The sequence below is a fragment of the Psychrobacter sp. DAB_AL43B genome, from assembly GCF_900168255.1.
In the GTDB taxonomy this organism is placed as follows: Bacteria; Pseudomonadota; Gammaproteobacteria; order Pseudomonadales; family Moraxellaceae; genus Psychrobacter.
Map to the genome: position 1 here is coordinate 3,050,848 of NZ_LT799838.1, position 24,943 is coordinate 3,075,790.

Sequence of the window (24,943 nt, forward strand, 5' to 3'; positions counted from 1 at the left end):
ACTCATTATAAAACGAAAGGCATAAAAACGAGATGTTTTATATCCCCTCGTTTTTACTATTGTCTTACATTTATGGCTTCACTGCCACCAGCACACGAATAGAATCTGGTACGAGTGATAAGCTTCCTAGCGCCTGCTCGCCTTGTGCTTGTAGCTGCTCTAAGCGTTCAATCTCTTCTGGACGCACGTTAGGATTGATGGTTTGTAGATGCTTAAGACGTTTAATCTCACGCGACCACTGCTGGCTAAAGCGTGCGCTTGCTTGCTCACCAATCTCAGCCAACTGCTGACGCGCAATGTCTTCGGCTTCATAATAACGCTGCTCAATCACATCGCCACGTACTTTAATCACTTGGCGCGCGCGGTTTTTATCTAAGCGCTCAATGTGCGGCATAATCATATCGGCGCTGATACGCGCGGATAAATCACTACCCTGCTCACTAATAAAGACACGGATATTTTGCGTGCTCAAGGTCGCTGGCAAATTAAGCAATTTTGGTGCGATGGCTTCTACGCGGAAGTTTACTTCTAGCAGCACCATGCCTTGTGGCACGGCGGCGCTTTTTAGCATCGCAACCGTGGTATTACCAAAGGTGCTGGTACTCGCCAGCTCATAAATCGCGCGCATTAGCGGATGCTCATGAGTGATGAATTCGATATCCTCACGCTGCAGCGCTTGCTCACGCTCAAAAGTCAACGTCATGCCATCTTCATCACCAAGTGGCAGACCGTCGATATAATCACTAATTTCAGTGCTATCAATCGGTGCAATCACCCACGAGCCATCACGTTGGATGTTATGCTCGATATTGGCTGAGGCAAAAAATCGCTCAATAAACTGCGGCAATAGATTGTGACCGTCGAAGTCACGCATGGCATCAGCGATACGTCCAGCAACACGTGGACGGCACGAGTTGTATTCTAGTAAACGGTCGCGACCCGCTTGGAGCTGTTCCTCAAGTCCCAATCGCGTCTGTAATGCTTCTGCGACAACATTTTTAAGCGTTGTACGGTTCTCGTCGGTATCTGCACCCTCAAGCATTGGTTTCAGCTCTTGGATGTACTGCTCTTGCACGCTTTGCGCCGTCGGTGAAATCTGATTAAACATATTTAGCGCGCTGCTGTACCAGTGATAGAGGCGCTCTTGCGCTGTGCCCTGCACATAAGGCACATGCAACATAATTTGCTGCGTTTGCCCGATACGATCTAGACGACCGATACGCTGCTCTAGTGTATCGGGGTTGGCTGGTAAGTCCCACAATATCAGCTGGCTGGCAAACTGGAAGTTGCGACCTTCAGAACCAATCTCAGAGCATAATAATATCTGCGCACCTTCACTATCGGCAAAAAATGCCGCCGCTTGGTCGCGCTCAAGTAAGGTCATCTGCTCGGTAAAGATGGCCGTCTTAATACCAGCATGTAGACGCAATACTGCTTCTAAACTCTCAACCGTCGCGCCACTACGAGCAATCAATAGCACTTTTTTGTGCTTAAGCTCACCCTTTAAGATATTAATTAACCAAGGAACACGCGGGTCATCTTCTAACCAGCCGCCATCAGGCTGATTTTCTTCGCCCCATAGCTGCTCACGCAATTTGCCGTTGGTTTGGTAGCTATCGATCCATGCTTCAGGTAATGGCAGTGGATATGGCTGGCTACTACGTCCGTAGAAGCCTTTGACACTTTCACGGGTATTGCGGAATAAAATACGTCCAGTACCATGGCGATCTAGCAGCTCATTGAGCGCATAAGTGCGTAGTTTTTCGTCTTCATTAATCGTTGCTAATTCATCAATACTAATCGTAAGCAGGCTGCTTAACGCTGCGATTTGCCCTTCACTTAACGGCTTATCTTCTATTAATACGCTTGCGACTGACGCAGTTTCCGCAAAGGCTTCTTGTCCATCAATAAATTCATCTAAATCGTCAAAGCGAGCGGGATCTAATAAACGCAAACGCGCAAAGTGACTTTGTGCGCCAAGCTGCTCAGGCGTCGCTGTCAATAACATGACCCCTGCCGTTTCTTCGGCAAAGTCTGCAATGAGGTCATACTTATCATTACCGCCTTGCGTCTCATCCCAATGCAAGTGATGCGCCTCATCGACGACCAGTAAATCAAACCCTGCGTCCATCGCTTGGTCATACAAGTCAGGATGGTCGAGCAATAGATCCATACCAGCGATGATACATTGCTCAGTGTTAAAGACGTTTTGCTCAGGGTCATGTTCTTTAATCGCCGCGGTACGTACCAAATCAAACAGGGCAAAGTTTAGATTAAAACGACGACGTAGCTCGATCATCCACTGGTATTGCAGGCTGTCCGGCACGAGAATGAGCACGCGCTCAGCTTTGCCAGTCAGCAACTGCTGATGAATAACCAAACCCGCTTCAATAGTTTTACCCAAACCAACTTCGTCGGCAAGCAACACACGCGGTGCGATACGTTTGCCAACTTCATGGGCGATATAAAGCTGATGCTCAATGATATCGACGCGCGCGCCCATTAGACCTTTTAATGGATGACCAGCAATTGCCGATTGCATACGCAAAATATCTTGACGCAAATCGTACCAATCACTACGTTCAATACGACCAGCCAGCAGACGCTCAAGTGGCTTTGCTAAGGTGATATTGGCGGCAAGACGGGTTTCCATGATGGCTTTCTCATGCCCATCAACGCTGTATTTGAGCACGCCCATCACTTCTTCGACGGCGCTTACCGTATAGCTCTTACCCGCCTGATCAGAGATGCTATCGCCAACCTTAAATACTACACGCGACAACGGCGCAGAGTTTTTCGCATAAACGCGCGTCTCTTCACTTTGGGGAAATAAAATATGTACACATCGGTCGTCTACATCGATGACCACACCTAAGCCCAGCTCGGACTCCGTATCAGATAAATAGCGTTGACCAACGGCGAATTCGGTGCTGTGCAATGAAGCGATAGAGATAGTCATAGGGCGATGTCTTTTGTACTCAGATGATAAGAAAGTAAGTAGCTTACGATGCGAGCCATGCTTGCTGGGTCAGTAACATTAGTAAGCTAGGTCAGTCAATAAAGCAGACCATTATATAACGTTAGCGACTAGATGAGTGCGCTAAGTTAACTTTTCAAGAGCAGATTCATGCAAGATTCTGGCAAAGCCAAGCATAAGTTGGTCATACAAAACAATAAGATAACGACTCGCAAGTAAAGAAAAAATATTGTTATTATAAAATTGTTGCTGTATTGTTAACAAATGCAATAGGACATTGCTTTCTATTTGCAAGACTATTTGATCAATCTGAATTACTTAGATATTTACTCACCTATTACCTATACACCCTGATAGCCACTATCGATTCTTTCTCAGCGGTTATAGGCATAGTTTTTCTTATTGTAGTCCATTAAGTTATTATTCGTATTATTTATCATTACTTTAAGTTATGTAAATATTTTTTGTCGTTTACGTTCATGACCAATTATTTATATAGCGTTTTAATTAAGCATAAGCACATAAGCACATAAGCACATAAGCACATAAGCACATAAGCACATAAGCACATAAGCACATAAGCACATAAGCGATTGTGACCAATAAACCATATTGGCAGTCTTCTTTGTGATCCCTATTACCAAGGACAAACACTATAATGAGTGACTCCAAAAAAGTTGGCTTTTTCAACCAAGTTAGTACCCAAGTTACTACTATTTTATTTATTGCTTTTGCGGTCGTACTGGCGGTCGTTGTTTATGTTGTTGACAAAGAAGGCTATGAAAAAATTCGCCTTGAGTCAGCAAAACTGGTCGCTGAGCGCGGTAACACGGCGGTTAATAGTATCTCTGCCGATATCAATCGGGTGATGCGTAGTGCCTTGCTGCTACAGCAAAGTGCGCAAACCTTACCACTACAAGAAAATATTTTACAAGCCAGTACCGCCAATGCTTTTGATAAGCGCGATTATAACTTATTAGGTAGTGGCGGCATTTGGCCTGATAACGGTGCGCTTGGAGCAAATACTGCGACGCATCCGTTCTTGATGGTGCGCCAAAATGGTGATTATCAAGCGGTACTAAGCGATCCAAATCCGGCCAATCCTTATTATCAAGAAGATTGGTTTAGCGTTCTAAAATTGCTTAAACCTGACAGTTGTATCTGGAACCATGTCCGCGCCAGCCAAACCAAAGGCGAGCTTGCCATGAGCTGCGGTGTCGCTATTGAACGTGACAATCAGTTTTGGGGTGCCAGTACGGTCAACTTTACCCTCAACCAGTTACAAGAAAATATTGTTAAGCTCAGTGAAAGCTCGGGCTCTGGTTATATTCTATTGCTAGATAATAGTGATAAGGTTATTGCCTCGTCTAACCCTGAACGCTTAAGCTATATTGATGAAGAGACAGGCACGCCGCTTGATATCAAACAGGTGATTAACTCTGACCCAGCTTGGCAACCGGTACTTGATTTCTTAGATGTCCAACGTCAAGAAACTATCGAGCAAGTCGCCTCCAGTGTATCGCCGCAAATACAGCAAGTACTAACCACACTCGATAAAGCTGAAACCGGTACGGCAAAAGGTTACTATTTGGTCAACTACGCTGCTTATTTAAATAACGGTGAAAATAAGCAAAATGCCATGGATAGCCGCTTGTTACAAAGCTTTGAGCTGGCAAAAGACAGTTACTATAACGGCAGTCAAGCGTATGTGTTTGAGATTCCTGAAACTTATTGGAAGCTGATCGTCGTACAGCCTGATGATGAGATTAACGCCATTGCCGACAATCTAAGTGAAAACTTGATTAACTGGATTGCTTTAGCGCTATTATTCACCGCTGGTATTATTTATTTCATGCTGACTTTCTTGGCATTTAAACCATTGAAAGAAACTACTGATAAAATTTCTTTGGCAGAAAACATCATTAACAATAAGCAATACAACAAATTGAGCTCCGTTAAATTTAAGAAAGGTCGCAACGAGATTGGGCTGGTAAACGGCTCTATTAATGACCTATTAGATCGCATTCAATCTAACGAAGGTAAACTTGCCAATATCAATCAGCAGCTTGAGATTAAAGTCGAAGAGCGTACCGCTGAGCTGCAAGAGACGCTAAAAGAGCTGAAAAGCTCGCAGCTACAATTAATACGTTCAGAAAAAATGGCAACGCTAGGACAAATGGTGGCAGGCGTCGCTCATGAAGTGAATACGCCATTGTCTTATGTGCAAAATAACCTTGAGATTATCGGTCAGCTGACTGAGCAATACGAAGAGTTGATTGAATTGGTACAAGGGTTAAAAGGTATCAAGTCTGACGCAGCAGCTGATGGCAAAATTGATAAGCTATTGGCTGATATCGTCCGTGCTTCTGATGAAATCCAAGAAGATGATCTATCAGCTGAGCTAAAAGAGCTGATTAAAGACTCGCTATTTGGGGTCGAGCAAATCACCGAGATGGTATTAAACCTACGCAACTTCGCCCGTCTTGATGAGTCAAAAGTGAAAACTATTGATGTGCGTGAATGTATCGAAGCCTCACTTAAAATCGCTGGTAACTCTATCAGACATCAAGAGATTGTTACTGATTTTGCGCCAACGCCTGAAGTGAAATGTTCACCGTCGCAGATCAACCAAGTGCTGGTCAATTTGTTAAACAATGCCTCGCAAGCTATGGAAGAAAAACCGGATGGCAAAATCGAAGTGCGTACCCGTGCTGATGACAGCAATGTATATATTGATGTCAGCGATAATGGTAAAGGCATGAGCGCTGAAGTGCTTAATCAAATATTCGAGCCATTCTTTACCACCAAAGGCGCAGGCGAAGGGACGGGGCTTGGGATGGCAATCAGTCAGCAGATTATGGAACAGCATAATGGTGACATTAAAGCGATATCGACTGAAGGCATTGGCACTACATTTACCTTAACGCTACCGATTAATAATGATTTAACGGAAAAAAGCCTAGCAGCATAATCGCTAGGTTCTGTTGTTAGTTTAATTGCTATTTTAATTATTATACAAAGTTATAGCACTGTTATTCATCACAAGGAACTCATCATGAATGAATTAGAAAATGACATCAGTAATGACATCGGTACAGCTGAGCTAAGTACTGAAGCTAAGCCAAAACTGGCATTTATTGACGATGAACAACGCATTTTACGTTCTATGAAACTGCTGTTTCGTAAAACCCATGACGTTTTTATCACAACGGATCCTACTGAGTATATTGACTATATTAAAAACAACCATGTACATGTCGCGGTCAGTGACCAGCGTATGCCTGAGCGTGTTGGTGTCGATATCCTACGCGAAGTAAAAGAAGTATCACCGTCTACCATGCGCATCCTATTGACCGGTTATGCGGATCTAAATGCGATTATTGGCTCTATTAATGACGGTGAGATTTATCGTTATCTGACCAAGCCGTGCAAATCTGAAGAGCTACTCTCGGTCGTCGGTCGCGCCACCGAAATCGCCTTGACTTATAATCCAGACGAAGACGCTGAGCAATTCGACAGCTCAGGTAATAAGCAAACGCTATTGGTGATCGATGAGACCAACGATCTGATTGAGCAAATACGCAAGCAATTCTCTAACAGTTATAAAGTACTGCATGCTAAAGGCTTAGAAGAGGCTTATGATTATTTGGCGAACGAAGATATCGGTGTTTGTATCACCGATATTAATGTCAGCGGCGAAAATATCGCACCTATTATTTTTACCTTAAAGCAAGATGCACCGCATTTAGTGGTCTTGGTACAGACTGAATTCCAAGACGCTGGCTTGCTCATTGATTTGATTAATAAAGGTCAGGTCTATCGCTGCTTACCGAAGCCGATGCGCGCCAGTTTGCTTGAGATTAGTGTTAACCGTGCGTTTCAGCATCATGCAAAACTCAAAGCCAGTCCTGAATTGGTCAAACGTTATGAAGTAGAACACGATCCTGAAAACGATGTGCGTATTGATTTAAGCAGCCGCGTACGGAATCTTATCGGTAAATTGCGTAAGCGCTTCTCTTTATAAGTGCATAACTTTACAGCACTTGGATTTATCACCTTATAAGCGATAAAAGATTATTGTCCAATAAAATAAAACCTCTATATCAAAGCTGAAGTAGAGGTTTTTTTGCTTTGTACTTTTTGACGTACTTTTTGAATAAAGGCAGCAACGTGCTACATTAAGCCGATAATAATCAAAGCCCATTTACGATAACAATGAGATAAGGAATCACCATGCAAGCGGTTTTTTTAGATAAAGGCACTTTTTCTGATAACGTTGAATTGTCAGCACCAGCTGGCGTGACTGACTATATTACGTACGACGATACACCGCAAGAGCTCATAATTGAGCGCTGTCAAAACGCCGATATTATTTTTACTAATAAAGTGCAAATCAGTGCTGATGTGATTGCTAAGCTACCCAAGCTGAAGCTCATTCAATTGACCGCAACCGGTATGAACAACGTCGACCAGGATGCTTGCGCTGAACATGGTATCGCGCTGTATAACGTTGCTGGTTACGCGGTTAAAAGTGTTCCCGAACATACCTTTATGCTGATGTTAAATGCAATGCGTGCAGGCTTACATTATCATAATAAGGTCATTGATGGCACGTGGGTAGAGGATGGTAATTTTTGTTTGCTTGATATACCGCTAGTCGATTTAGAAGATAAAACACTGGGTATCATTGGCGTCGGTACCATTGGTAAACGTGTCACTGATATTGCGCGTGCTTTTGGCATGACAGTATTGTGGGCGGAGCACCAAGGTCGCACGCCGCGTAATGACGATTATACTGCCTTTGATGAGGTGCTCGCCGCTGCTGATGTGATTAGCTTACATTGTCCTTTAAACGATGATACCAAGCATTTGATTAATAAAAACACACTGGCAAAAATGACTAAGAAACCGTTACTGGTTAACGTTGCGCGCGGTGGTATCGTCGATAGTAAAGCGCTCGCTGATGCTATTAATAACGAGCAAATTCTGGGTTATGGTAGCGATGTTTTTGAGCAAGAGCCAATCGCTGCCAACGATCCTTTACTTGCTCTTGGTGAACATCCGCGTGTGATCTTTAGCCCGCATAATGCTTGGGGTAGTAAAAGCGCCCAAGAAACTTTGTGGCAAATACTTAGCAAACAAGTGACTGACTTTATTAAACAGAGTTAGAGAGCTTAATAAAGCTTAGAAAGTCGTCAATGCTTAGAAAAAAATTAACGAGTGAAATGTAGCCATTCATCTTTGATTTTACGGTATTTGAGCATGATGCGATCGGTGATATAGTTATTATTCACCCGCCACGGATAGCGGTCACCTTGCTTTGGCAACTCATCTTTGGCACGGCTGACATAACCTGCAGATAGCGCGCCAAGTACCGTATCCGGCTGCATTACTACTTGTCTAGTCACTTGCTCTTGCTCACTTTGAGCCTGCGCACATACTGTTTTATAGCCTTCTTTATTCATATAATTAAGTAACCGCAGCACATACTGACAGGCCAAATCAATCTTTAGCGTCCAAGAAGCGTTGGTATAGCCGAACATGATTGCCATGTTTGGCACGCCCTCAAGCATTACCGCTTTATAGGTCATCCGTGAGCCTACATCGACTGGCTGTCCATCGACATATAAAGCAGCGCCGCCGAGCATCTGTAATTTGAGACCAGTAGCAGTAACAATGATATCCGCATCCAAATGTCTGCCTGATGCCAATGCAATACCCGTCTGCGTAAAGTGGCTAATGATATCGGTAACGACTTCAGCACGCTTGCTATGTAAAGCTTGAAACAAATCGCTATCAGGCACCGCACATAAGCGCTCTTCCCATGGATTGTAAGCGGGCTTAAAGTGGGCAACATCCACGCCACTACCTTTGAGCTCTTTTTTGACTCTATGATTTAACAACGCTTTCATGATTTTTGGCGCATGAATCGCGATTCGATAAACCCCTTGCTGAAACATCACATTACGCGTACGTAGTAAGGTATAGGCCTGTGCCTTTGATAAAGGTGAGAATCTACCTGACAGCAAGTCAAGCGCATGATCATCGCCCGGTACACTTGCCACATAAGTCGGTGAGCGTTGCAACATCGTCACATGGCGGGCGCATTGTTCACTATTTTCATCGACCAACGCCGGTATCAGCGTCATCGCAGTCGCCCCACTACCGATGACAATTACTTTTTTATCGTCATAGTGCGTATCCTGCCAATGCTGCGGATGGACAATTTTACCTTTAAAACTTTCTTCATCTTTAAAATGTGGTCTATAACCGGTCTCATAATCATAATAACCAGTCGCCCCAACGACGAAATTCGCTGTTAGGGTGAATTCTTCACCAGTGGCATGATTTTTAATCATCGCCGTCCATTGTTTACTACTACTTGACCACGATAGCTGCTGTAGCTCATGTTGATAGCGAATATGTTCTACGATTTTGAACTCGCGGGCGGTATCAGCGATATAGCTTTTAATGTCAGCGCCTTTTGCCAGCATTTTGTGATCTAGCCATGGCCGGAAGCTATAGCCAAACGTTAATGCATCAGAGTCAGAGCGAATACCAGGATAGGTAAATAAATCCCATGTACCACCCAAATCCTCGCGTTTCTCTAATACTAAAAAGCGCTCGGTAGCGTTTTTTTCTTTATTTTTACGCTTTTGTTTTATAGCATTTTTACGCTTAAAAACCCCGCTACCTTTTTGTTGCTGTTGGAGATGGCAAGCCATACTTACACCGGCTATACCAGCGCCAATGATAAGCACCTCATAATCCGCTGAGGTGGTCGATTGTGGTTTTGAGCGTTTGAATAAACGTTTGATACGCTTACGATTGCTTTCATTAGCGCCTTTTTGAGTATCATTATGCGCTTGAGATAATGTGTTATCGACCATGGTCTTATTTATCCTTTATTAATATTTAATCATCCTTAACTCAATCAACTATAAACAATTTTAGCGCTAGGTTAACTTATATTACTGACTGGTCTTTCCAAACTCACCCTTTAACAGATACTTTTTAACTAAGATTGTAAAAAGTCACCTTTAAAGAGCTATGCAATAAAGAGCTATGCATTTAAAAATCCATTCATTTAAAAAGGTACAGGACTTTCCCAATCCATCCATGCGCCAAGTGTAGGATGCTTAAGACGCAGTTGCTGCGCATGTAAATTAAGCCTTGGCGCAATATCTAATGCACGACCTTCAGCATAAATGGGGTCGCCAATCATCACATGCCCGACGTGTACCATATGGACGCGCAGCTGATGGCTACGACCAGTGACTGGCTTTAACAGCACCCGAGTGACTATCTGACCATTGCATTCTTCATGCGCCAGCACTTCATACAAGGTTAAAGCATGTTTTGACCAATTATGATCGACGATGTGGCGCGGTTTGGTGGCTGGCTCATAACGTACAGGTGCTGATATCTTGCCCGTTGCACCCACACTTTCCCATTGCCCAAATACTCGTGCTTGGTATTTTTTTTGCGGTAGCCGGTCAATAAACTGCTTACTAATATTGGTTTGTGCTGCCGCGTTCTTTGCAAAAATGAGCAGCCCTGAGGTGTCCATATCTAGGCGATGGATCAATTTAACCGCTGGATTGGCGCGCTCAAGCCGAGCAAGCAAACTTACCTTGAGCGTTTTACCATCGACACTTAATAGTCCTACCGGCTTGTCCACCACCCAAATATCATCGTCTTCATAGACAGTAACTTTTTTGGCGAATGTTTGAAAAAACTCAAGCGGATAGGCTTTTTCTTGAGCATTAAGGGCATCGATCTCTTGATCAGTAAAAGACATAAAAATGGGCTACTTATAGTAATGGACTTGAATCTATAAACCATACTCAGTGATTGAGCAAAGTTTGAGATGAGGGTAAATTTTGACGCAAAGGTGACGACAGATTAAAGCAAGTGACAGATAAATCATAAGCTGTATCGTTATGTGTCGATTTATTGTACTAATCGTAATTGTTAAACAATTTAACCAGCCTGCGTCTGTCAACTTTAGGCAAACATGTTAATATAATGGCAGGTTTTCACCCCTTCTTAACCATTCTTTAGCCACTCATCATTTTATCGTGACATCTATGTTTATATGGATGAGTGGTGACAGATATAATAAAACAAGAGAGAGAAATTATGTCAGACCTTATTATTAATACTACCGATGCTAACTTTGACCAAGACGTACTGCAATCTGACGTACCAGTCTTAGTAGACTTTTGGGCAACGTGGTGTGGTCCTTGTAAAGCTATCGCTCCTATTTTAGAAGATTTAGCGACTGAGTACCAAGGTAAAGTTAAAATCGTTAAAGTTGACGTCGACAACAACCCACAAGCAGCAAGCCGTTTCGGTATTCGCAACATTCCTACCTTATTCGTCTTTAAAGATGGCGAAAAAGTAGATTCAGTGATGGGTCTACAGCCAAAAGCTGAATTGGCAAAAGTAATAGATAAGCATCTATAAGTAGCCATTTATTTAAGACCGATGATTGCTAGGGTTTACTAATATTTAGTGACTCTCATGCAAGTCATTTGCCGTATAAAAAAACTCTCGAAAAAGCCATTGTCTGTACAAGATAATGGCTTTTTTGCTGCTTTTATGAGCAAAAAACTGGATTATACGACTTTTTTGGCAAAAATTATTGACAATGCTGTCTTGAAGGTCGTATAGTCTGCTAACAAGAGAAAACCAATTGTTTTCATAAATATCTTGTCGCTACTCTCCCCGTGTTTGTCAACAAAAACACCATCGTCATTATTAAAAAAACACTACTGACCGAATGATTAAACACAATGAATTATATTGAGTTTTTGACACAGACTCTTATGTAGACTTCTTTATCTTCACTTTTATTACTTTGCCTGTATTTCTTACAACAAGCATATAAGCTGGCACGTTAAATCAAATCTACATAAACCTCAACGCTGTGTATACATCCTCTATCTCCCTAATACTATTGTTTAATCAATATCGTGATTTGTGCAGATAATGGCATCTCTCATCTGACCAACTGCTAATGACCTATCTATGAATCTAACTGAATTAAAGAAAAAATCAATCGCTGAGCTATTGGCCATCGCCAAAGAAATGGGTCTTGATAATATGGCACGTAGCCGTAAACAAGACATTATCTTTGCTATTTTAAAAACCCATGCCCGTAACGGTGAGGCCATCTATGGTGATGGTGTGCTTGAAGTGCTCCCAGATGGTTTTGGCTTTTTGCGCTCATCAGAAGGCTCTTACTTAGCAGGTCCTGACGACATTTATGTCAGCCCGAGCCAAATTCGCCGCTTTAGTCTTAAGACAGGCGACAGTATCGCTGGCACGATTCGTCCACCCAAAGACTCTGAGCGTTATTTTGCGCTATTAAAAGTCGGCGAAATCAACTTTGATACCCCAGATCGCTCGCGTCATAAGCTTATTTTTGAAAACCTAACGCCGCTATTTCCAACCGAGCATCTCAAGCTTGAGCTTGGTAACGGCACGACTGAAGATTTGACCGGTCGAATTATTGATCTGATTGCCCCTATCGGTAAAGGTCAGCGCTCCATTATCGTTGCCCCGCCAAAAGCCGGTAAAACGATGCTCCTACAGACCATCGCCCAATCCATCACACGTAACAATCCTGAATGCTATTTGATCGTCTTACTAATCGATGAGCGTCCAGAAGAAGTTACCGAAATGGTGCGTACGGTACGCGGTGAAGTGGTTGCCTCAACCTTTGATGAGCCGCCACAGCGTCATGTGCAGGTTGCAGAGATGGTCATTGAAAAGGCGAAGCGTTTGGTCGAGCATAAACAAGACGTGGTCATTTTACTTGACTCTATTACCCGTCTTGCCCGCGCCTATAACACCGTCATTCCTTCATCAGGTAAAGTGTTGACCGGTGGTCTTGATGCCAATGCGTTAGAGCGTCCAAAACGTTTCTTCGGTGCTGCTCGTAACATTGAAGAAGGTGGTAGTTTGACCATTATTGCCAGTGCCCTTATCGATACCGGCAGTAAAATGGACAGCGTTATCTTTGAAGAGTTTAAGGGAACAGGCAACCAAGAGATTACCCTTGAGCGTGATTTGGCTGAAAAACGAGTCTTCCCAGCGATCAATATCAAAAAATCTGGTACACGCCGCGAAGAGCGCTTGCTTGATGAAGATAAGCTACGTAAGGTTTGGATTTTACGTAAATTGCTACAGCCGATGGATGGCGTACAAGCGACTGAATTCTTATTAGATCGTTTAAAAGAAGCCAAGACCAATGACGAATTCTTTGAGCAAATGAAACGTAAATCACAAAATTAATTTACCCTCATTTGTTGTTGTTAATATAAACCGTTAATCAATGTTCCAATTATAAAGGCTGCCTCAAAGGCAGTCTTTTTGCGTTTGTAACCATTAGAAGTCGTCTTATTATAAACAGTTAGCTTACTATCAGTACTAATACAATAACCCTAAGCAAAAGCACTACCAACGATACAGTGAAGCAACATACTTTACAGGTTATTTGCAAAGCTTAGCGTTTCTACTACGACCATAAATACATTAACAGTGGTACTATTAGATATGGCATAAGTGTGCTTTATATTAATCAGTGTTGGAAGGAATCAGTACTGAATTTTAATCTTGATAAATCAATAGGTAATATTATGAAATTTGCTAAAACGATCGTAATGACAGCTATTACTGGCTCAGCTCTTATCATGGGTGGCTGTAACTCAACTGGCGGATACGGATACAACAGTGGTATAAACAACACCGCTAAAGGCGCTGCTGCTGGTGCTGCTGCTGGTGCGCTTATCAGAAGTGGCGGCGACAGTAAAGACATCGCTCGTGGCGCAATTGGCGGTGCTGCAATTGGTGGCGCTGGTGCATACATTCTTAATAACAGCAGATAATCGATGTTAAGTAGCTATATTGGCGGATAGGTTTTGATTAAAAACATTATCTAACCAGATAGCCTACACAAAAAAGCCTGCATCGATTGCAGGCTTTTTTGTGTCTAGTAGTTTTCTATTAGTTAACGAGCAATCTTATAAAATTAGTCTATGTAACTTGATCTATAAAGCGCCACTAAACGTATCACAAGATTGTACATTACCACTCTCTAGACCACGCGTAAACCATTGGATACGCTGTTGGCTAGTGCCATGAGTGAAGTTATCAGGCACTACCGCCCCGCCGCCTGCACGTGCTAAGCGATCATCACCGATTTGACCAGCCGCATTGATGGCTTCATCGATGTCTCCTGCTTCTAAAAACTGTACGCGTTCTTGATTGCGCTGTGCCCAAACGCCAGCAAAGCAATCGGCTTGTAGCTCTTGCAGTACCGATAATTTATTAGCCTGTGCACTTGTCACTTGACGGCTGGCTTCACTAACTTGCTGGGTAATACCTAGCAAGGTCTGTACATGATGACCGACCTCATGTGAAATGACATAAGCTTGGGCAAAGTCGCCCGCTTTATTTTGGTTTTCGCTATCGCCTGAGCCTTGAATATCACCCGCAATACCAAGATTTTGTCGCATTTCTACAAAAAACGACGTATCTAGATAGACAGTCTGATCACCTGGGCAATAAAAAGGTCCTGTCGCCGAGCTAGCACTGCCACAAGCTGAGCTAATCTGCCCATTAAATAAAATCAGTGACGGTTCTTTATAAGTGCTTCCTGCTTCATTAAATATCTGATGCCAAACCTCTTCGGTATCGGCCAATACGACTTTGACAAACCGTGTATCACGATCATCGCTGGTCGCAGGCTCAGTGGACGTATTACCTCCGCCACCTGCTACTACTTGACCTGTCTGTAATGCGGTCATCGGGTTTACCCCAAATACTAGCCATAAAATGCCAGCAATAATGATACCGCCAATACCACCGCCGATCATTTTACCGCCACCACTGCTGGTACGTACGTTAGAACTGCCGCGTCTGCCTTCCCATTTCATAATCTTACTCCCAAAAATACGATAATGTCTGCTATAGTCAGTTAAAAATGAAAGCGATACGATTGTAATAAAGTGCTATTGCTATCATTTTTTCTTGCTTGCTGTTCGCAGGCGTGACAGAGGCTGCAAAAAATTTATAGCCAATAGCACTGTATCGTTTTTAAAATGAATCTACTATATGCGTACCAATAATTATTCATGTTATATAATTTTTAGTTCAATCCTTTGATTTAACCTTTTAAACCTCTAATATCATGTGTAATAGATTACTCAATTACTTGAAGATACTCACAATGTATTTATCTTTATACTCGACTACGATTGTATAATTTCACTCATCCAATCCCTATATTACTTATCCTAGCGTAAGAATACAGATAGAAAAGAGTAAGAGAATTAGGCCATAAAGGCCTGCTTGCAAACAGTCTGATGTTGTTGATTATACTTCGATTAATTCAACTTATTGTATTAAGAATTATGTTAGATAGGTAAAGTAAAACCCTATTTACAATTTTATTGTAACTTAATTGTACAACCTCTTTCTATACAGAAAGAAATCATATAGAATGCGTGAAAGCTGAGTAGCTGTAACTAAGACTAGTTGAATTCTGAGATATCTCTGATTCAACCTTTTTTGCTGCTACTGCTCATTCAATTATTCCGGAGAAAACCTTATGAAACTTAAATTACTTGCTCTAGCTGGTATCATGACTGCAACTATGGGCCTAACTGCCTGTGACAGCAACAAAGAAAACGCTGCTGAAGATTTATCTGACGCGCAAGAAGAAGTGCAAGACGCTTCACAAGAATTAGATCAAGCTGCTGCTGAAGGCGAAGCTGTTCCTGCTGAAGCTGACGCTGCTATTGCTGGCGCTGAAGCTGAAATCGCTGATGCACAACTTGCTACTGCTACTAACGAAATCGACGCTGAAGTTCCTGTAGACGGTACTACTACTAGCGTTGACGTAGCTAGCGAAACTCCAGCTGTAGACGCAGCTGACGAAGTTGTAGTTGTTGAAGAACCAGCTCAGTAATTTTTATTTTTATAAATAAAAATACTGTATTAAAAAAAAGAGAGCCTATGCTCTCTTTTTTAATGCCTGCTATTTATGATTTTTATTAGTAGTCAACATACTTTAGATTAACGCAATCTACTTGATATCAAACCTATATCTCATGGTTATAAAATAAGAAATCATCACTAATCTATTTCAAGCGTTAAAGCATTAGTTGCTAAAAACTGCCTACCAACATTACTCATCAAATAAACGCTCATCGACTTGTTGACGAAATTTTTGTCCTGTTTTGAATGTAACAACACGACGTGCCGATACAGCAACTGGCTCCCCTGTCTTTGGGTTACGACCTGGACGGCTATTTTTATCTTTAAGCTCAAAGTTGCCAAAGCCTGAAAGCTTGACCTCTTTGCCATCAATCAAACTCTCTGACAATTCGTCAAAAAAATTCTCTACCAAACAACGGCCTTCTTGGCGTGTTAGGTTTAGATGACTCATCAAATGCTCAATCATGTCAGATTTGGTTAAGGTGCTCACAGTACGACTCCTATGCTATGTCGTGATGTCGAATATCATGGTTTAGCGGTATGAAGATTAATGTTAGCTATTATAAAGGTTTTTTACCGTCTTTTTAATAAAGACTACATTAAAATCCTTTATTAATAACCACTTAACTCATTTTCGAAAAAATTTGTATAAAAAACAGCTTATATAAAAAACCATTTTTGCGAATAATAGTTTTTAAGAATAACAATGCTCCATAGCCTCTTAATAAGAACCTATAGAGCATGGTATCTTTTTACAGCTAAGTTTTAGCTATCACGCAACTGTACTGAATGCTGATCCGTTAGCGCTTGTACCACTTTGTCAGTGACCGTTTTTACGGCTTCATCAGATAATGTTTGGGTTTTATCTTGCCATATTAATGCAAAGGCTAATGAACGTTGACCAGTCGGTATTTTGTCGCCTTGATAAACGTCAAACAACCATAGGTCAGTCAACAAATTACCTGCCGCAGCGCGTATGGTCGACTCTAACGTCTGCAAACTGATATCGCTATCTACTAAGACAGCGATATCACGGCGTACTTGCGGGAATTTGCTTGGCGTGGTGATGGCATGCTGTTCACGAGCAAGCGTTAGTAATGGTGCAAGAAGTAATTGAGCGACCCAAGTAGCGGGTAGATCTAACTGTTTGGCAGTATTGGGATGTAATTGTCCTAACCAACCGACATATTGGTCATCGATATATAGTTTGGCGCTTTGTCCAGGGTGCAAGAAATTCAGCGCACTACGCTCATAGCGAATACGCGCGCTATCGATTTTCGCCGGTAATAATTGCTCAATATCATGCTTCAAATCATAAAAGTCTAGTGCGCGGTTTTGATAAGCTTGCTCATCCCAGATATCACCAACTGCCACTAGAGCAATACTTGGTGTTTGTACTAACTCACTAACACTATGACCGACAAAACTCAGACCTGTTTCAAAGAAACGCACGCGCGATTGCTGGCGATTCAGGTTATATTGCACGCATGGCAATAAACTTGATAGCAAAGTACGGCGCATAACGGCCAAATCACTAGAAATAGGATTGGCCAGTGCCAATACTTCTCCTAAGGCTTCATCATCAAGCAAGGCTTCTAATTTGGCATCACTAAAGCTAAAGCTAATCGCCTCCATATAACCATTATCGACCAGCGCTAGCTTCATCTCATGGGTCAAGTCTGCAGTATCGTCATAATCCATGCTAACTTGCAGGTGCGGCAAGATGCTTGGGATATTGTCATAGCCATAAATACGGGCAATCTCTTCGATTAAATCTTCTTTGATGCTCATATCAAAGCGATACGATGGCGGCGTGCAAATCAGGCTATCTGCTTGCTGCTCTACTTCAAACCCTAATTGGGTCAAAATACGCACCATGATTGCTGGCTCAATCTCAATGCCAATAACATCACGAACCTTTGTAATCGGTAAAGTAATTGGCGCACGAGCAGGTAGGTGCTCGCTACTTTCAGCTTTTACGATTTGTCCCGCTTGGCTACCTGTAACGCTTGTAATCAAATCAACAGCACGCGCTAAAGCAAGCATTGGTAATTCAAAATCAACACCACGCTCAAAGCGTTGTGAAGCATCGGTATGCAAACCAAAACGACGTGCGCGCGCAGCGATAGCCAATTGATTAAAGAAGGCACTCTCTAATACGATATTAGTGGTGCTATCAGTAACGCTACTACGCTGACCACCCATAATACCAGCAAGCGCAAGTATACCTTTATCGTCAGCAATGACCAACTCATCACCCGTTAAAGTAATGGTTTGCTCATTAAGCAAGGTAATAGTTTCTTCAGGCTGTGCCAAACGTACAACGATATCGCCCTCGATAGTATCGGCATCAAACGCATGTAGCGGTTGACCTAATTCCATCAGCACGTAGTTAGTCACATCAACTAAAAAGTTGTGCGAACGTAGTCCTGACTGTACTAATGCATCTTGCATCCATTTTGGCGTATCGATACTACGATCAATGTTACTAATTGACTGTAATAGATAGCGCGGGCAAGCTTCAACAGCACTGACTGTCACAGCTGTCACAGCTGGCATATCTTGCATAGCTTCGTTATGAGTAAATTGGCAGTTATCAGGGATATTTGGCATTTGCATAGGTAGATCGTTAATGACTGATATCTCACGGGCAATACCACGAACACTAAAGCAGTCACCACGGTTTGGGGTGATAGAGATATCCAATATTTGATTGTCTAAACCCAAATACTCACGGATATCCATGCCAATTGGTGCATCAGCTGCCAATTCAAGCAAACCATCTATGCTATCAGTTAAATCAATTTCAGAAGCACCGCAAAGCATACCGTTAGAGTCGACACCGCGTAGGTTGCCGTTTTTAATTTTAAAGCCCGCATTTTTACCACTAACGTCATCAGAGGGTAAAACAGCACCAACGGTAGCAACAGGCGCTTTCATACCGACAGTGACATTGGGCGCACCGCAGACGATTTGCAACGGTTCAGCTGCACCAATATTAACCTGTGTAACACGTAATTTATCTGCATCTGGATGTTGCTCGACGCTGATCACTTCACCGACAACCACACCGCTAAAATCACGGGCAACCGCATAGCGATCGTCAATTTCAAGGCCTGCCATGGTCAATTGGTCAGCCAATTGCTCACTGGTATTAGTAGGGTTTACCCATTGACGTAGCCACTGTTCGCTAATTTTCATAAATATCTCGGATCAGAATTTCATAATAAAGATTTTGGAGTAAAGGTAGGCGTATTAATAACGACAATCTAGCCAAACTGCTTTAAGAAGCGCACGTCATTTTGGAAAAATAAACGTAAATCATCGATGCCGTAATACAGCATCGCAAAGCGCTCAATGCCCATACCAAAAGCAAAGCCGGTATATTTTTCGGCATCAATACCGCAGTTGGTCAGCACTTGTGGATGTACCATACCGCAGCCCATAACTTCAAGCCATTTACCATTATCATCCAAGATATCTACTTCAGCAGAAGGCTCCGTAAACGGGAAAAATGACGGGCGGAAACGCACAGTCAGCTCTTTGGCGAAAAATGCTTCTAAGAACTCACTAATCAGACCTTTTAGCTCAGCAAAGGTGCTCGATTCTGTGACCATGAGCCCTTCTAGCTGATGAAACATCGGTGAATGGGTTTGATCTGAGTCATTACGATAAACGCGACCGGGACAAATAATACGAATCGGCGGCTCATTCTTTTCCATGGTACGAATTTGCACCGGGCTGGTATGAGTACGTAGTAGATAATGCGCATCGAAATAGAAAGTATCGTGCATCGCACGAGCTGGGTGATGTGAAGGGATATTAAGCGCTTCAAAATTATAATAGTCGCTTTCAACTTCAGGACCAGTTGCGACATTAAAACCAGCTTGTATAAAATATTGCTGCATACGCTGGGTAATCATCGTCACTGGGTGCAAATGACCCTTTTGACCACCGCGAGCAGGCAAAGTGATATCAATGCTCTCGCTTGCTAGTTTAGCATTTAATGCCGCCACTTCTAGCTGCTGCTGTTGATCCGTTAATGCTTGCTGAATGCGGCTACGTACTTGATGTAACCAGCCACCGTAGGTTTTTTTATCATCAGCATCAAGCTTACCCATCTGCTTTGACCAACCGGTTAATGGGCTCTTTTTACCAGTCAATTGCACACGTAAATCTTGTAATAGGCGTGCATCGCTTACTTGTAATATCAAGGTTTCAGCGGCATTAGCAAATTCAATAAGCTGCGCTTCAGTTAGCTCATTGATTTCTGAGGACAAGGTCGGTAGCGCCGACAAATCGGTGGTAGCGGCAGGGGTAGTCATAAGACGCATTATTCCTGATTTAAACAGATTATTAATTGTAGGGATTTGACCAAATATTGCAAACCATTTACCCATTAATTTTAAAATAAAAGTGAGTGATATGAATGGCTTGAATATTTAGACGATTATAAAGGCAATTCGACAAAATATGCATTTGGCTCTTATGCAGAAAACTGGCAGTAAGATAATGTTATATAAAAAAAGCCACCGACCAGCGGTAGCTTTTATTAATATCGTACTATTAATTAATATTATCTCTATCCATGTAGATAATCGCTTATGGACAATCAGTTATAAGTAATCACTTATAGAAAATCATTTAAAAAGCAGCATACCTAAGTAGAATAGTTAATATTTATGCTAGTTCCGCTTTTGCTTTTTCAACCAATGCTGTGAAAGTCGCTGCATCATGCATAGCGATGTCAGCAAGTACGCGACGATCGATTGCAATGTTAGCTTTTTTCATACCATTGATAAAGCGGCTATAGCTTAAGCCGTTTAAGCGTGCACCAGCATTGATACGTGCAATCCAAAGGCGACGGAAAGTACGTTTTTTGTTGCGACGGTCACGATAAGCATATTGACCAGCTTTGGTAACTGCTTGTACCGCTACGCGGTAAACACGTGAACGGGCACCGTAGTAGCCTTTTGCGCGTTTTAGGATTTTTTTGTGACGGCGATTTGCCTGTACACCACGTTTTACACGGGCCATAAATTACTCCAAGATTTCTTTAATTAAGCGAGTAACGATGTTATTAAAATATAAGCATCGTTTTCAGATTGCAAAGTCAAATATTTTTAATCAAAATATTTTTGATTAAACCCAAATGACGATAGGTTATTAGATGTATGGGCACATACGACGAACTGCTGCTTCGTCAGACTTGTCCACCATCTTAAGACCACGCAACTGGCGAATACGCTTAGCTGATTTCTTGGTCAAGATATGGCTTTTGAATGCTTGCTTACGCTTAAAGCCATTCGCTGTTTTTTTGAAGCGTTTAGCTGCACCGCTTCTGGTTTTCATCTTAACTTTCATGATGATTTGCCTCTTTGTCTTTGATAGAACCTGGTCGTCAAATAGTTAAAAGCGTATAGTCGCTGTAAAAACAACCACTAAACCTCTATTTGCCTCGAGGTGGGAGGCGCTATTTTAGCAGATAGGTCGCTGTTTTGCCAAGGAAAGTTTTGCGCCCTACTCTTACCTAAAGTTCTGTGCAAAAAAAATAGCATTTAACTCATATTTACGCCCTAAATTTTTATAAACAAAACCCTAAGAAGTACATTTTAAATATTCACAAATAACTTGGGGCTAATTTACAATTATTGATTTATCAAAATTTAGCTCAGGTATAATTGTGCATTATTTACTGATTTAAAATATTGAATGTCAGTCTCAGCTATGTTTAAGTATCTATTGCGTCTTGATAAAGCTTTAACATAGCGCATAATAAATCCTGACTGCTGTTATTTGACCACTCTTTTACTACTTTCTACTGATAATAAGACAGATAAATTATGACTTTACCTGCTTGGCTGACTGCCGTAAGTTTTAATGCTGATGGCTTGATTCCTGCAATTGCCCAAGACTTGCAGTCAGGACGTATCTTGATGATGGCTTGGATGAATGCCGAAGCGTTACAATTGACTGCGCAAACACAAACGGCGGTTTATTTTTCGCGTTCGCGTGCTAAATTATGGCATAAAGGCGAGTCATCAGGGCATACCCAGCAAGTGCATGATATTCGTTTGGATTGCGATGCCGATGTGATTGTGCTTAGCGTCACTCAGGCTGGTGGTATCGCTTGTCATACGGGTCGCGAATCTTGTTTTTATCAACGTTTTGATTTGTCTGGGCAAACGCCTAAATGGCAAACAGTCGATAAAGTATTAAAAGATCCTGCAGAAATTTATAAATCTGATACAGCCGTCAGCGCTACTCATCAAGATACTGTCATTGATACAGATTCTGATAACGTTAACAAAGCTCCTAATATTATTGCAAACTCTGACAGCCAAGTTAAAGTTGCGACCCATTCTATTTTACAGCAGCTTGATAGGGTATTAGCAGAGCGCAAACAAGCGGATGCTGATAGCTCTTATGTGGCAAGCTTATACGCCAAAGGTTTGAATAAAATATTAGAGAAAGTTGGTGAAGAAAGCACCGAAAGCATTATTGCGGCTAAAGATTTTGCCAATTGCGATGAAAACCTCAACAAAACGCAATATGATGACGCGCGCCATGAGCTCATTTATGAAGTGGCTGACGTCTGGTTTCATACCTTAGTTGGATTGGCATGGTTTGATATAGAATCGGATACGGTATTAAATGAGCTAGGACGACGTTTTGGCTTATCAGGTATTGATGAAAAAGCGGCTCGATAGTTTTTATAAGTTCGATAGCATTATTAATCTCAATAATGTGGGCAGTGGTTATAAGCCACTGCCCTGTTTGATTATTGTTGCTTTCACCTTTTTGTCACAAGTGCAGGTTATAATATAACTCTGTTTTACTTCGCATTGTATGTCGAAGCTTTTTATTGAGTATAACGATATTCGATAAACCCAAAGTAGGCATACAAAGACTGAAAACCAAGACATAAGGATACCTTTATGGGTAGTTTTTCTATTACGCATTGGCTGATTTTATTGGTGGTAGTGGTGGTCGTATTTGGCACCTCGAAGCTTAGAAATGCTGGCAAAGATTTGGGCGGTGCCGTCAAAGGCTTTAAAGAAGCGGTCAAAGACGAAAATACCGAGCATGCTAAGAAGCACGTAGTCCTTGATCATGATGGCAATGCGCGACCAACAAACCATGCGACAACGAATAAAGTGGACGATGCTAACATCAACTCCACTACTGATGATAACCACAAGGTGTAATGCGTGCTGCATCTAGATAGTGATATTTAACGCTTATGTTTGATATTGGGTTTTCTGAATTATTGCTTTTTGGCGTCATCGCCTTAATCGTCTTGGGGCCAGAGAAGCTGCCCCAAGCGGCACGTACCGCTGGGCAATGGTATGCCAAAATTCGCCGCACGGTCTCTACGCTACAGTCTGAAATAGAAGCTGAGCTCGACTTAGCTGAGACTCGGCAGCAAATGCAAAAAGAGCTGGCCAAAATTCGCCAAACTGAAGCCGAGATGAGACGCGAAATGGCCGAGATGCGCGGCAGTATGCAAGAGTTTGAATCTTCGCAAAACCAGCATTTAAAAACCACGCATAGTGCCGTAGCTGATGAAGAGCATGACGCCAATAATGAAGACAAGAGTAATAACAGTGATCAAAGCAGTCATGAGTCAGCCACGCCAAAAACATTTGACTACAGCTATCAGCAAAATGACCAGTCAAAAGTGTCTGATGACAATTTAAAAACTGACCCCAATGATATCAAAGACAATTCAGATCAAATCGCTCAAATTATCACCACTAAACCGTGGGAAAATATGTGGTTCCGCCTTGGTGCTTATGATAAAGCGCGGCGCTTGCCTGTAGCGCCCTATTTACCGAACTATAAAGCAGATATTTTATTAAACAGTGGTTTAGATAGCCCTTTAAACAACCATTTAAATAAACAGTCTTCTGCCAATAAGCAGGAGAGTAAATAGTGGGTTTATTTAAACGTCAAAAAAGCCGCCAAGAAAAGCTGACAGACTCAGCCATTGAAACCGAGACAGAGTCGGCAAACAGTGATGATTCGGGCGATATATTAAGCTCATTGGCTGATATGCCTATCACTGAGCATTTAATTGAGTTGCGCGTCCATCTAATTAAAATATGTGTTGCTGTGCTGGTGATATTTTTAGCGTTAGTTGGATTTTCACGTGAGTTGTATGATTTTTTATCGGACCCGTTAGTCGCGCAGTTACCTGCTAACTCAACGATGATTGCCACAGATATCACTTCAAACTTTATGGCACCAATACGCTTAACGATATTTGTAGCCGCATTCTTTGCTATGCCTTATATCCTGTATCAAATTTGGTCGTTTGTAGCTCCAGGCTTATATAAAAAAGAGAAAAAAGTCGCTATTCCAGTACTGCTGTCCTCTATATTTTTATTTTATTCTGGGGTGGCTTTTGCTTATTTTATTGTACTCAAAGGCGTCCTAAAATTCTTTATCATGTTCGCCCCGCAGAACGTCTTGCCAATGACAGACATCGACAGTTATCTGAGCTTTGCGCTCAAGCTCTTTATGGTATTTGGCTTAACTTTTGAGATTCCAGTCGTCACCTTGCTGTTGATATTGGTCGGCATCGTCTCCATTCAGGGCTTAGAAGATAAACGTCGTTACATTATTGTCGGCTGTTTTGCCGTTGCTGCCGTCGTCACTCCGCCTGATGGCGTGTCGATGCTAATGCTGGCTATTCCCATGTGGTTGTTATTTGAGCTGGGTTTATTTTTAGCGAAAATCTTAATTAAAGAGGATCGCAATACTGCTTTAGCGGCAGTAAATAAAGAATTGAACAAGGAGTAAACTTCCTTATTAGAAATTTTTTCAAAAAAAACAGCCAACCATTTAATCTGGTAATATGACTCACCGTACATTGAGTTCTATGTGCATTTTTTTCTAAATGAATTGTCGCTTAACGTATTTTTATCATCGTCGTTTACAGTCATAAGTATCTTA

The 24,943-nt window shown here is 42.0% G+C and carries 20 protein-coding genes; 11 read left to right on the plus strand and 9 right to left on the minus strand.

The annotated features are described in order from the left end of the window. Positions 1 to 70 precede the first annotated feature (70 nt). Positions 71 to 2,959: an RNA polymerase-associated protein RapA gene (gene rapA / locus DABAL43B_RS12975; RefSeq protein WP_171996356.1), complete on the minus strand. Its 2,889-nt coding sequence runs from the start codon at positions 2,957 to 2,959 to the stop codon at positions 71 to 73. A 676-nt stretch (positions 2,960 to 3,635) separates the two neighbouring features. Between rapA and DABAL43B_RS12980 the strand changes: the two genes are divergently transcribed. The 3 genes from DABAL43B_RS12980 (at position 3,636) to DABAL43B_RS12990 (ending at position 8,146) form a co-directional block, all read left to right on the plus strand. Next, complete coding sequence (locus DABAL43B_RS12980) at positions 3,636 to 5,948, plus strand: sensor histidine kinase (RefSeq protein ID WP_079692779.1); 2,313 nt, start codon at positions 3,636 to 3,638, stop codon at positions 5,946 to 5,948. Between the two features lie 84 nt (positions 5,949 to 6,032). Continuing rightward, positions 6,033 to 7,001, plus strand: coding sequence for a response regulator (locus DABAL43B_RS12985; RefSeq protein WP_079692780.1), 969 nt, complete (start codon positions 6,033 to 6,035; stop codon positions 6,999 to 7,001). Positions 7,002 to 7,210: 209 nt separating this feature from the next. After that, positions 7,211 to 8,146, plus strand: coding sequence for a D-2-hydroxyacid dehydrogenase (locus DABAL43B_RS12990; protein WP_079692781.1), 936 nt, complete (start codon positions 7,211 to 7,213; stop codon positions 8,144 to 8,146). Positions 8,147 to 8,190: 44 nt separating this feature from the next. On the opposite strand, the gene DABAL43B_RS12995 is transcribed toward DABAL43B_RS12990, so the two are convergent. Further along, positions 8,191 to 9,702, minus strand: coding sequence for a flavin-containing monooxygenase (locus tag DABAL43B_RS12995; RefSeq protein WP_413771849.1), 1,512 nt, complete (start codon positions 9,700 to 9,702; stop codon positions 8,191 to 8,193). A gap of 362 nt (positions 9,703 to 10,064) precedes the next feature. Further along, a complete protein-coding gene (locus tag DABAL43B_RS13000; protein ID WP_079692783.1) occupies positions 10,065 to 10,778 on the minus strand; it encodes an RluA family pseudouridine synthase in 714 nt (237 codons plus the stop codon). 341 nt (positions 10,779 to 11,119) lie between these two features. On the opposite strand from DABAL43B_RS13000, the gene trxA reads away from it, so the two are divergent. The 3 genes from trxA to DABAL43B_RS13015 all read left to right on the plus strand — a co-directional run bounded on the left by trxA (position 11,120) and on the right by DABAL43B_RS13015 (position 13,872). Continuing rightward, positions 11,120 to 11,446 carry a thioredoxin gene (gene trxA / locus DABAL43B_RS13005; protein ID WP_079692784.1) on the plus strand — a complete coding sequence of 109 codons (327 nt, stop codon included), beginning with the start codon at positions 11,120 to 11,122 and terminating at the stop codon, positions 11,444 to 11,446. Positions 11,447 to 12,010: 564 nt separating this feature from the next. Beyond that, on the plus strand, positions 12,011 to 13,279 hold the full coding sequence (rho, locus tag DABAL43B_RS13010) for a transcription termination factor Rho (protein ID WP_079692785.1): 1,269 nt from the start codon (positions 12,011 to 12,013) through the stop codon (positions 13,277 to 13,279). Positions 13,280 to 13,623: 344 nt separating this feature from the next. Then, the gene (locus DABAL43B_RS13015; protein WP_079692786.1) at positions 13,624 to 13,872 is read left to right on the plus strand and encodes a hypothetical protein; all 249 of its coding nucleotides are present in this window, start codon (positions 13,624 to 13,626) and stop codon (positions 13,870 to 13,872) included. 162 nt (positions 13,873 to 14,034) lie between these two features. On the opposite strand, the gene DABAL43B_RS13020 is transcribed toward DABAL43B_RS13015, so the two are convergent. Next, positions 14,035 to 14,922: a neutral zinc metallopeptidase gene (locus DABAL43B_RS13020; RefSeq protein WP_079692787.1), complete on the minus strand. Its 888-nt coding sequence runs from the start codon at positions 14,920 to 14,922 to the stop codon at positions 14,035 to 14,037. 674 nt (positions 14,923 to 15,596) lie between these two features. On the opposite strand from DABAL43B_RS13020, the gene DABAL43B_RS13025 reads away from it, so the two are divergent. Then, the gene (locus tag DABAL43B_RS13025; protein ID WP_079692788.1) at positions 15,597 to 15,956 is read left to right on the plus strand and encodes a hypothetical protein; all 360 of its coding nucleotides are present in this window, start codon (positions 15,597 to 15,599) and stop codon (positions 15,954 to 15,956) included. A 219-nt stretch (positions 15,957 to 16,175) separates the two neighbouring features. On the opposite strand, the gene DABAL43B_RS13030 is transcribed toward DABAL43B_RS13025, so the two are convergent. The 5 genes from DABAL43B_RS13030 to rpmI form a co-directional block, all read right to left on the minus strand. Continuing rightward, positions 16,176 to 16,475 carry an integration host factor subunit alpha gene (locus tag DABAL43B_RS13030; protein ID WP_079692789.1) on the minus strand — a complete coding sequence of 100 codons (300 nt, stop codon included), beginning with the start codon at positions 16,473 to 16,475 and terminating at the stop codon, positions 16,176 to 16,178. 275 nt (positions 16,476 to 16,750) lie between these two features. After that, positions 16,751 to 19,186 (minus strand): phenylalanine--tRNA ligase subunit beta, encoded by a 2,436-nt coding sequence (pheT, locus tag DABAL43B_RS13035; RefSeq protein WP_079692790.1) that lies wholly within the window; start codon positions 19,184 to 19,186, stop codon positions 16,751 to 16,753. Between the two features lie 68 nt (positions 19,187 to 19,254). Continuing rightward, positions 19,255 to 20,310, minus strand: a complete 1,056-nt coding sequence (gene pheS, locus DABAL43B_RS13040; RefSeq protein WP_079693131.1) for a phenylalanine--tRNA ligase subunit alpha — start codon at positions 20,308 to 20,310, stop codon at positions 19,255 to 19,257. 355 nt (positions 20,311 to 20,665) lie between these two features. Further along, the gene (gene rplT, locus DABAL43B_RS13045) at positions 20,666 to 21,022 is read right to left on the minus strand and encodes a 50S ribosomal protein L20 (protein ID WP_011281252.1); all 357 of its coding nucleotides are present in this window, start codon (positions 21,020 to 21,022) and stop codon (positions 20,666 to 20,668) included. A 129-nt stretch (positions 21,023 to 21,151) separates the two neighbouring features. Then, positions 21,152 to 21,349, minus strand: a complete 198-nt coding sequence (gene rpmI / locus DABAL43B_RS13050) for a 50S ribosomal protein L35 (protein ID WP_011281253.1) — start codon at positions 21,347 to 21,349, stop codon at positions 21,152 to 21,154. Positions 21,350 to 21,828: 479 nt separating this feature from the next. Here rpmI and hisIE point away from each other — a divergent pair, with 479 nt between their 5' ends. The 4 genes from hisIE (at position 21,829) to tatC (ending at position 24,790) form a co-directional block, all read left to right on the plus strand. Beyond that, positions 21,829 to 22,695 carry a bifunctional phosphoribosyl-AMP cyclohydrolase/phosphoribosyl-ATP diphosphatase HisIE gene (gene hisIE / locus DABAL43B_RS13055; protein WP_079692791.1) on the plus strand — a complete coding sequence of 289 codons (867 nt, stop codon included), beginning with the start codon at positions 21,829 to 21,831 and terminating at the stop codon, positions 22,693 to 22,695. Between the two features lie 228 nt (positions 22,696 to 22,923). Next, the gene (tatA, locus tag DABAL43B_RS13060) at positions 22,924 to 23,193 is read left to right on the plus strand and encodes a Sec-independent protein translocase subunit TatA (RefSeq protein ID WP_079692792.1); all 270 of its coding nucleotides are present in this window, start codon (positions 22,924 to 22,926) and stop codon (positions 23,191 to 23,193) included. A gap of 35 nt (positions 23,194 to 23,228) precedes the next feature. Further along, positions 23,229 to 23,921, plus strand: a complete 693-nt coding sequence (gene tatB, locus DABAL43B_RS13065; protein ID WP_079692793.1) for a Sec-independent protein translocase protein TatB — start codon at positions 23,229 to 23,231, stop codon at positions 23,919 to 23,921. Then, positions 23,921 to 24,790, plus strand: coding sequence for a twin-arginine translocase subunit TatC (gene tatC, locus DABAL43B_RS13070; protein WP_079692794.1), 870 nt, complete (start codon positions 23,921 to 23,923; stop codon positions 24,788 to 24,790). The genes tatB and tatC overlap by 1 nt, the downstream gene beginning before the upstream one ends. The last annotated feature ends 153 nt before the right edge of the window (positions 24,791 to 24,943 follow it).

Coding starts and splice junctions, on each gene's coding strand:
- rapA (WP_171996356.1), bottom strand. CDS start 2,959: ATGACTATCTCTATCGCTTCATTGCACAGCACCGAATTCGCCGTTGGT.
- DABAL43B_RS12980 (WP_079692779.1), top strand. CDS start 3,636: ATGAGTGACTCCAAAAAAGTTGGCTTTTTCAACCAAGTTAGTACCCAA.
- DABAL43B_RS12985 (WP_079692780.1), top strand. CDS start 6,033: ATGAATGAATTAGAAAATGACATCAGTAATGACATCGGTACAGCTGAG.
- DABAL43B_RS12990 (WP_079692781.1), top strand. CDS start 7,211: ATGCAAGCGGTTTTTTTAGATAAAGGCACTTTTTCTGATAACGTTGAA.
- DABAL43B_RS12995 (WP_413771849.1), bottom strand. CDS start 9,702: ATGGCTTGCCATCTCCAACAGCAACAAAAAGGTAGCGGGGTTTTTAAG.
- DABAL43B_RS13000 (WP_079692783.1), bottom strand. CDS start 10,778: ATGTCTTTTACTGATCAAGAGATCGATGCCCTTAATGCTCAAGAAAAA.
- trxA (WP_079692784.1), top strand. CDS start 11,120: ATGTCAGACCTTATTATTAATACTACCGATGCTAACTTTGACCAAGAC.
- rho (WP_079692785.1), top strand. CDS start 12,011: ATGAATCTAACTGAATTAAAGAAAAAATCAATCGCTGAGCTATTGGCC.
- DABAL43B_RS13015 (WP_079692786.1), top strand. CDS start 13,624: ATGAAATTTGCTAAAACGATCGTAATGACAGCTATTACTGGCTCAGCT.
- DABAL43B_RS13020 (WP_079692787.1), bottom strand. CDS start 14,922: ATGAAATGGGAAGGCAGACGCGGCAGTTCTAACGTACGTACCAGCAGT.
- DABAL43B_RS13025 (WP_079692788.1), top strand. CDS start 15,597: ATGAAACTTAAATTACTTGCTCTAGCTGGTATCATGACTGCAACTATG.
- pheT (WP_079692790.1), bottom strand. CDS start 19,186: ATGAAAATTAGCGAACAGTGGCTACGTCAATGGGTAAACCCTACTAAT.
- pheS (WP_079693131.1), bottom strand. CDS start 20,310: ATGACTACCCCTGCCGCTACCACCGATTTGTCGGCGCTACCGACCTTG.
- rplT (WP_011281252.1), bottom strand. CDS start 21,022: ATGGCCCGTGTAAAACGTGGTGTACAGGCAAATCGCCGTCACAAAAAA.
- rpmI (WP_011281253.1), bottom strand. CDS start 21,349: ATGAAAGTTAAGATGAAAACCAGAAGCGGTGCAGCTAAACGCTTCAAA.
- hisIE (WP_079692791.1), top strand. CDS start 21,829: ATGACTTTACCTGCTTGGCTGACTGCCGTAAGTTTTAATGCTGATGGC.
- tatA (WP_079692792.1), top strand. CDS start 22,924: ATGGGTAGTTTTTCTATTACGCATTGGCTGATTTTATTGGTGGTAGTG.
- tatB (WP_079692793.1), top strand. CDS start 23,229: ATGTTTGATATTGGGTTTTCTGAATTATTGCTTTTTGGCGTCATCGCC.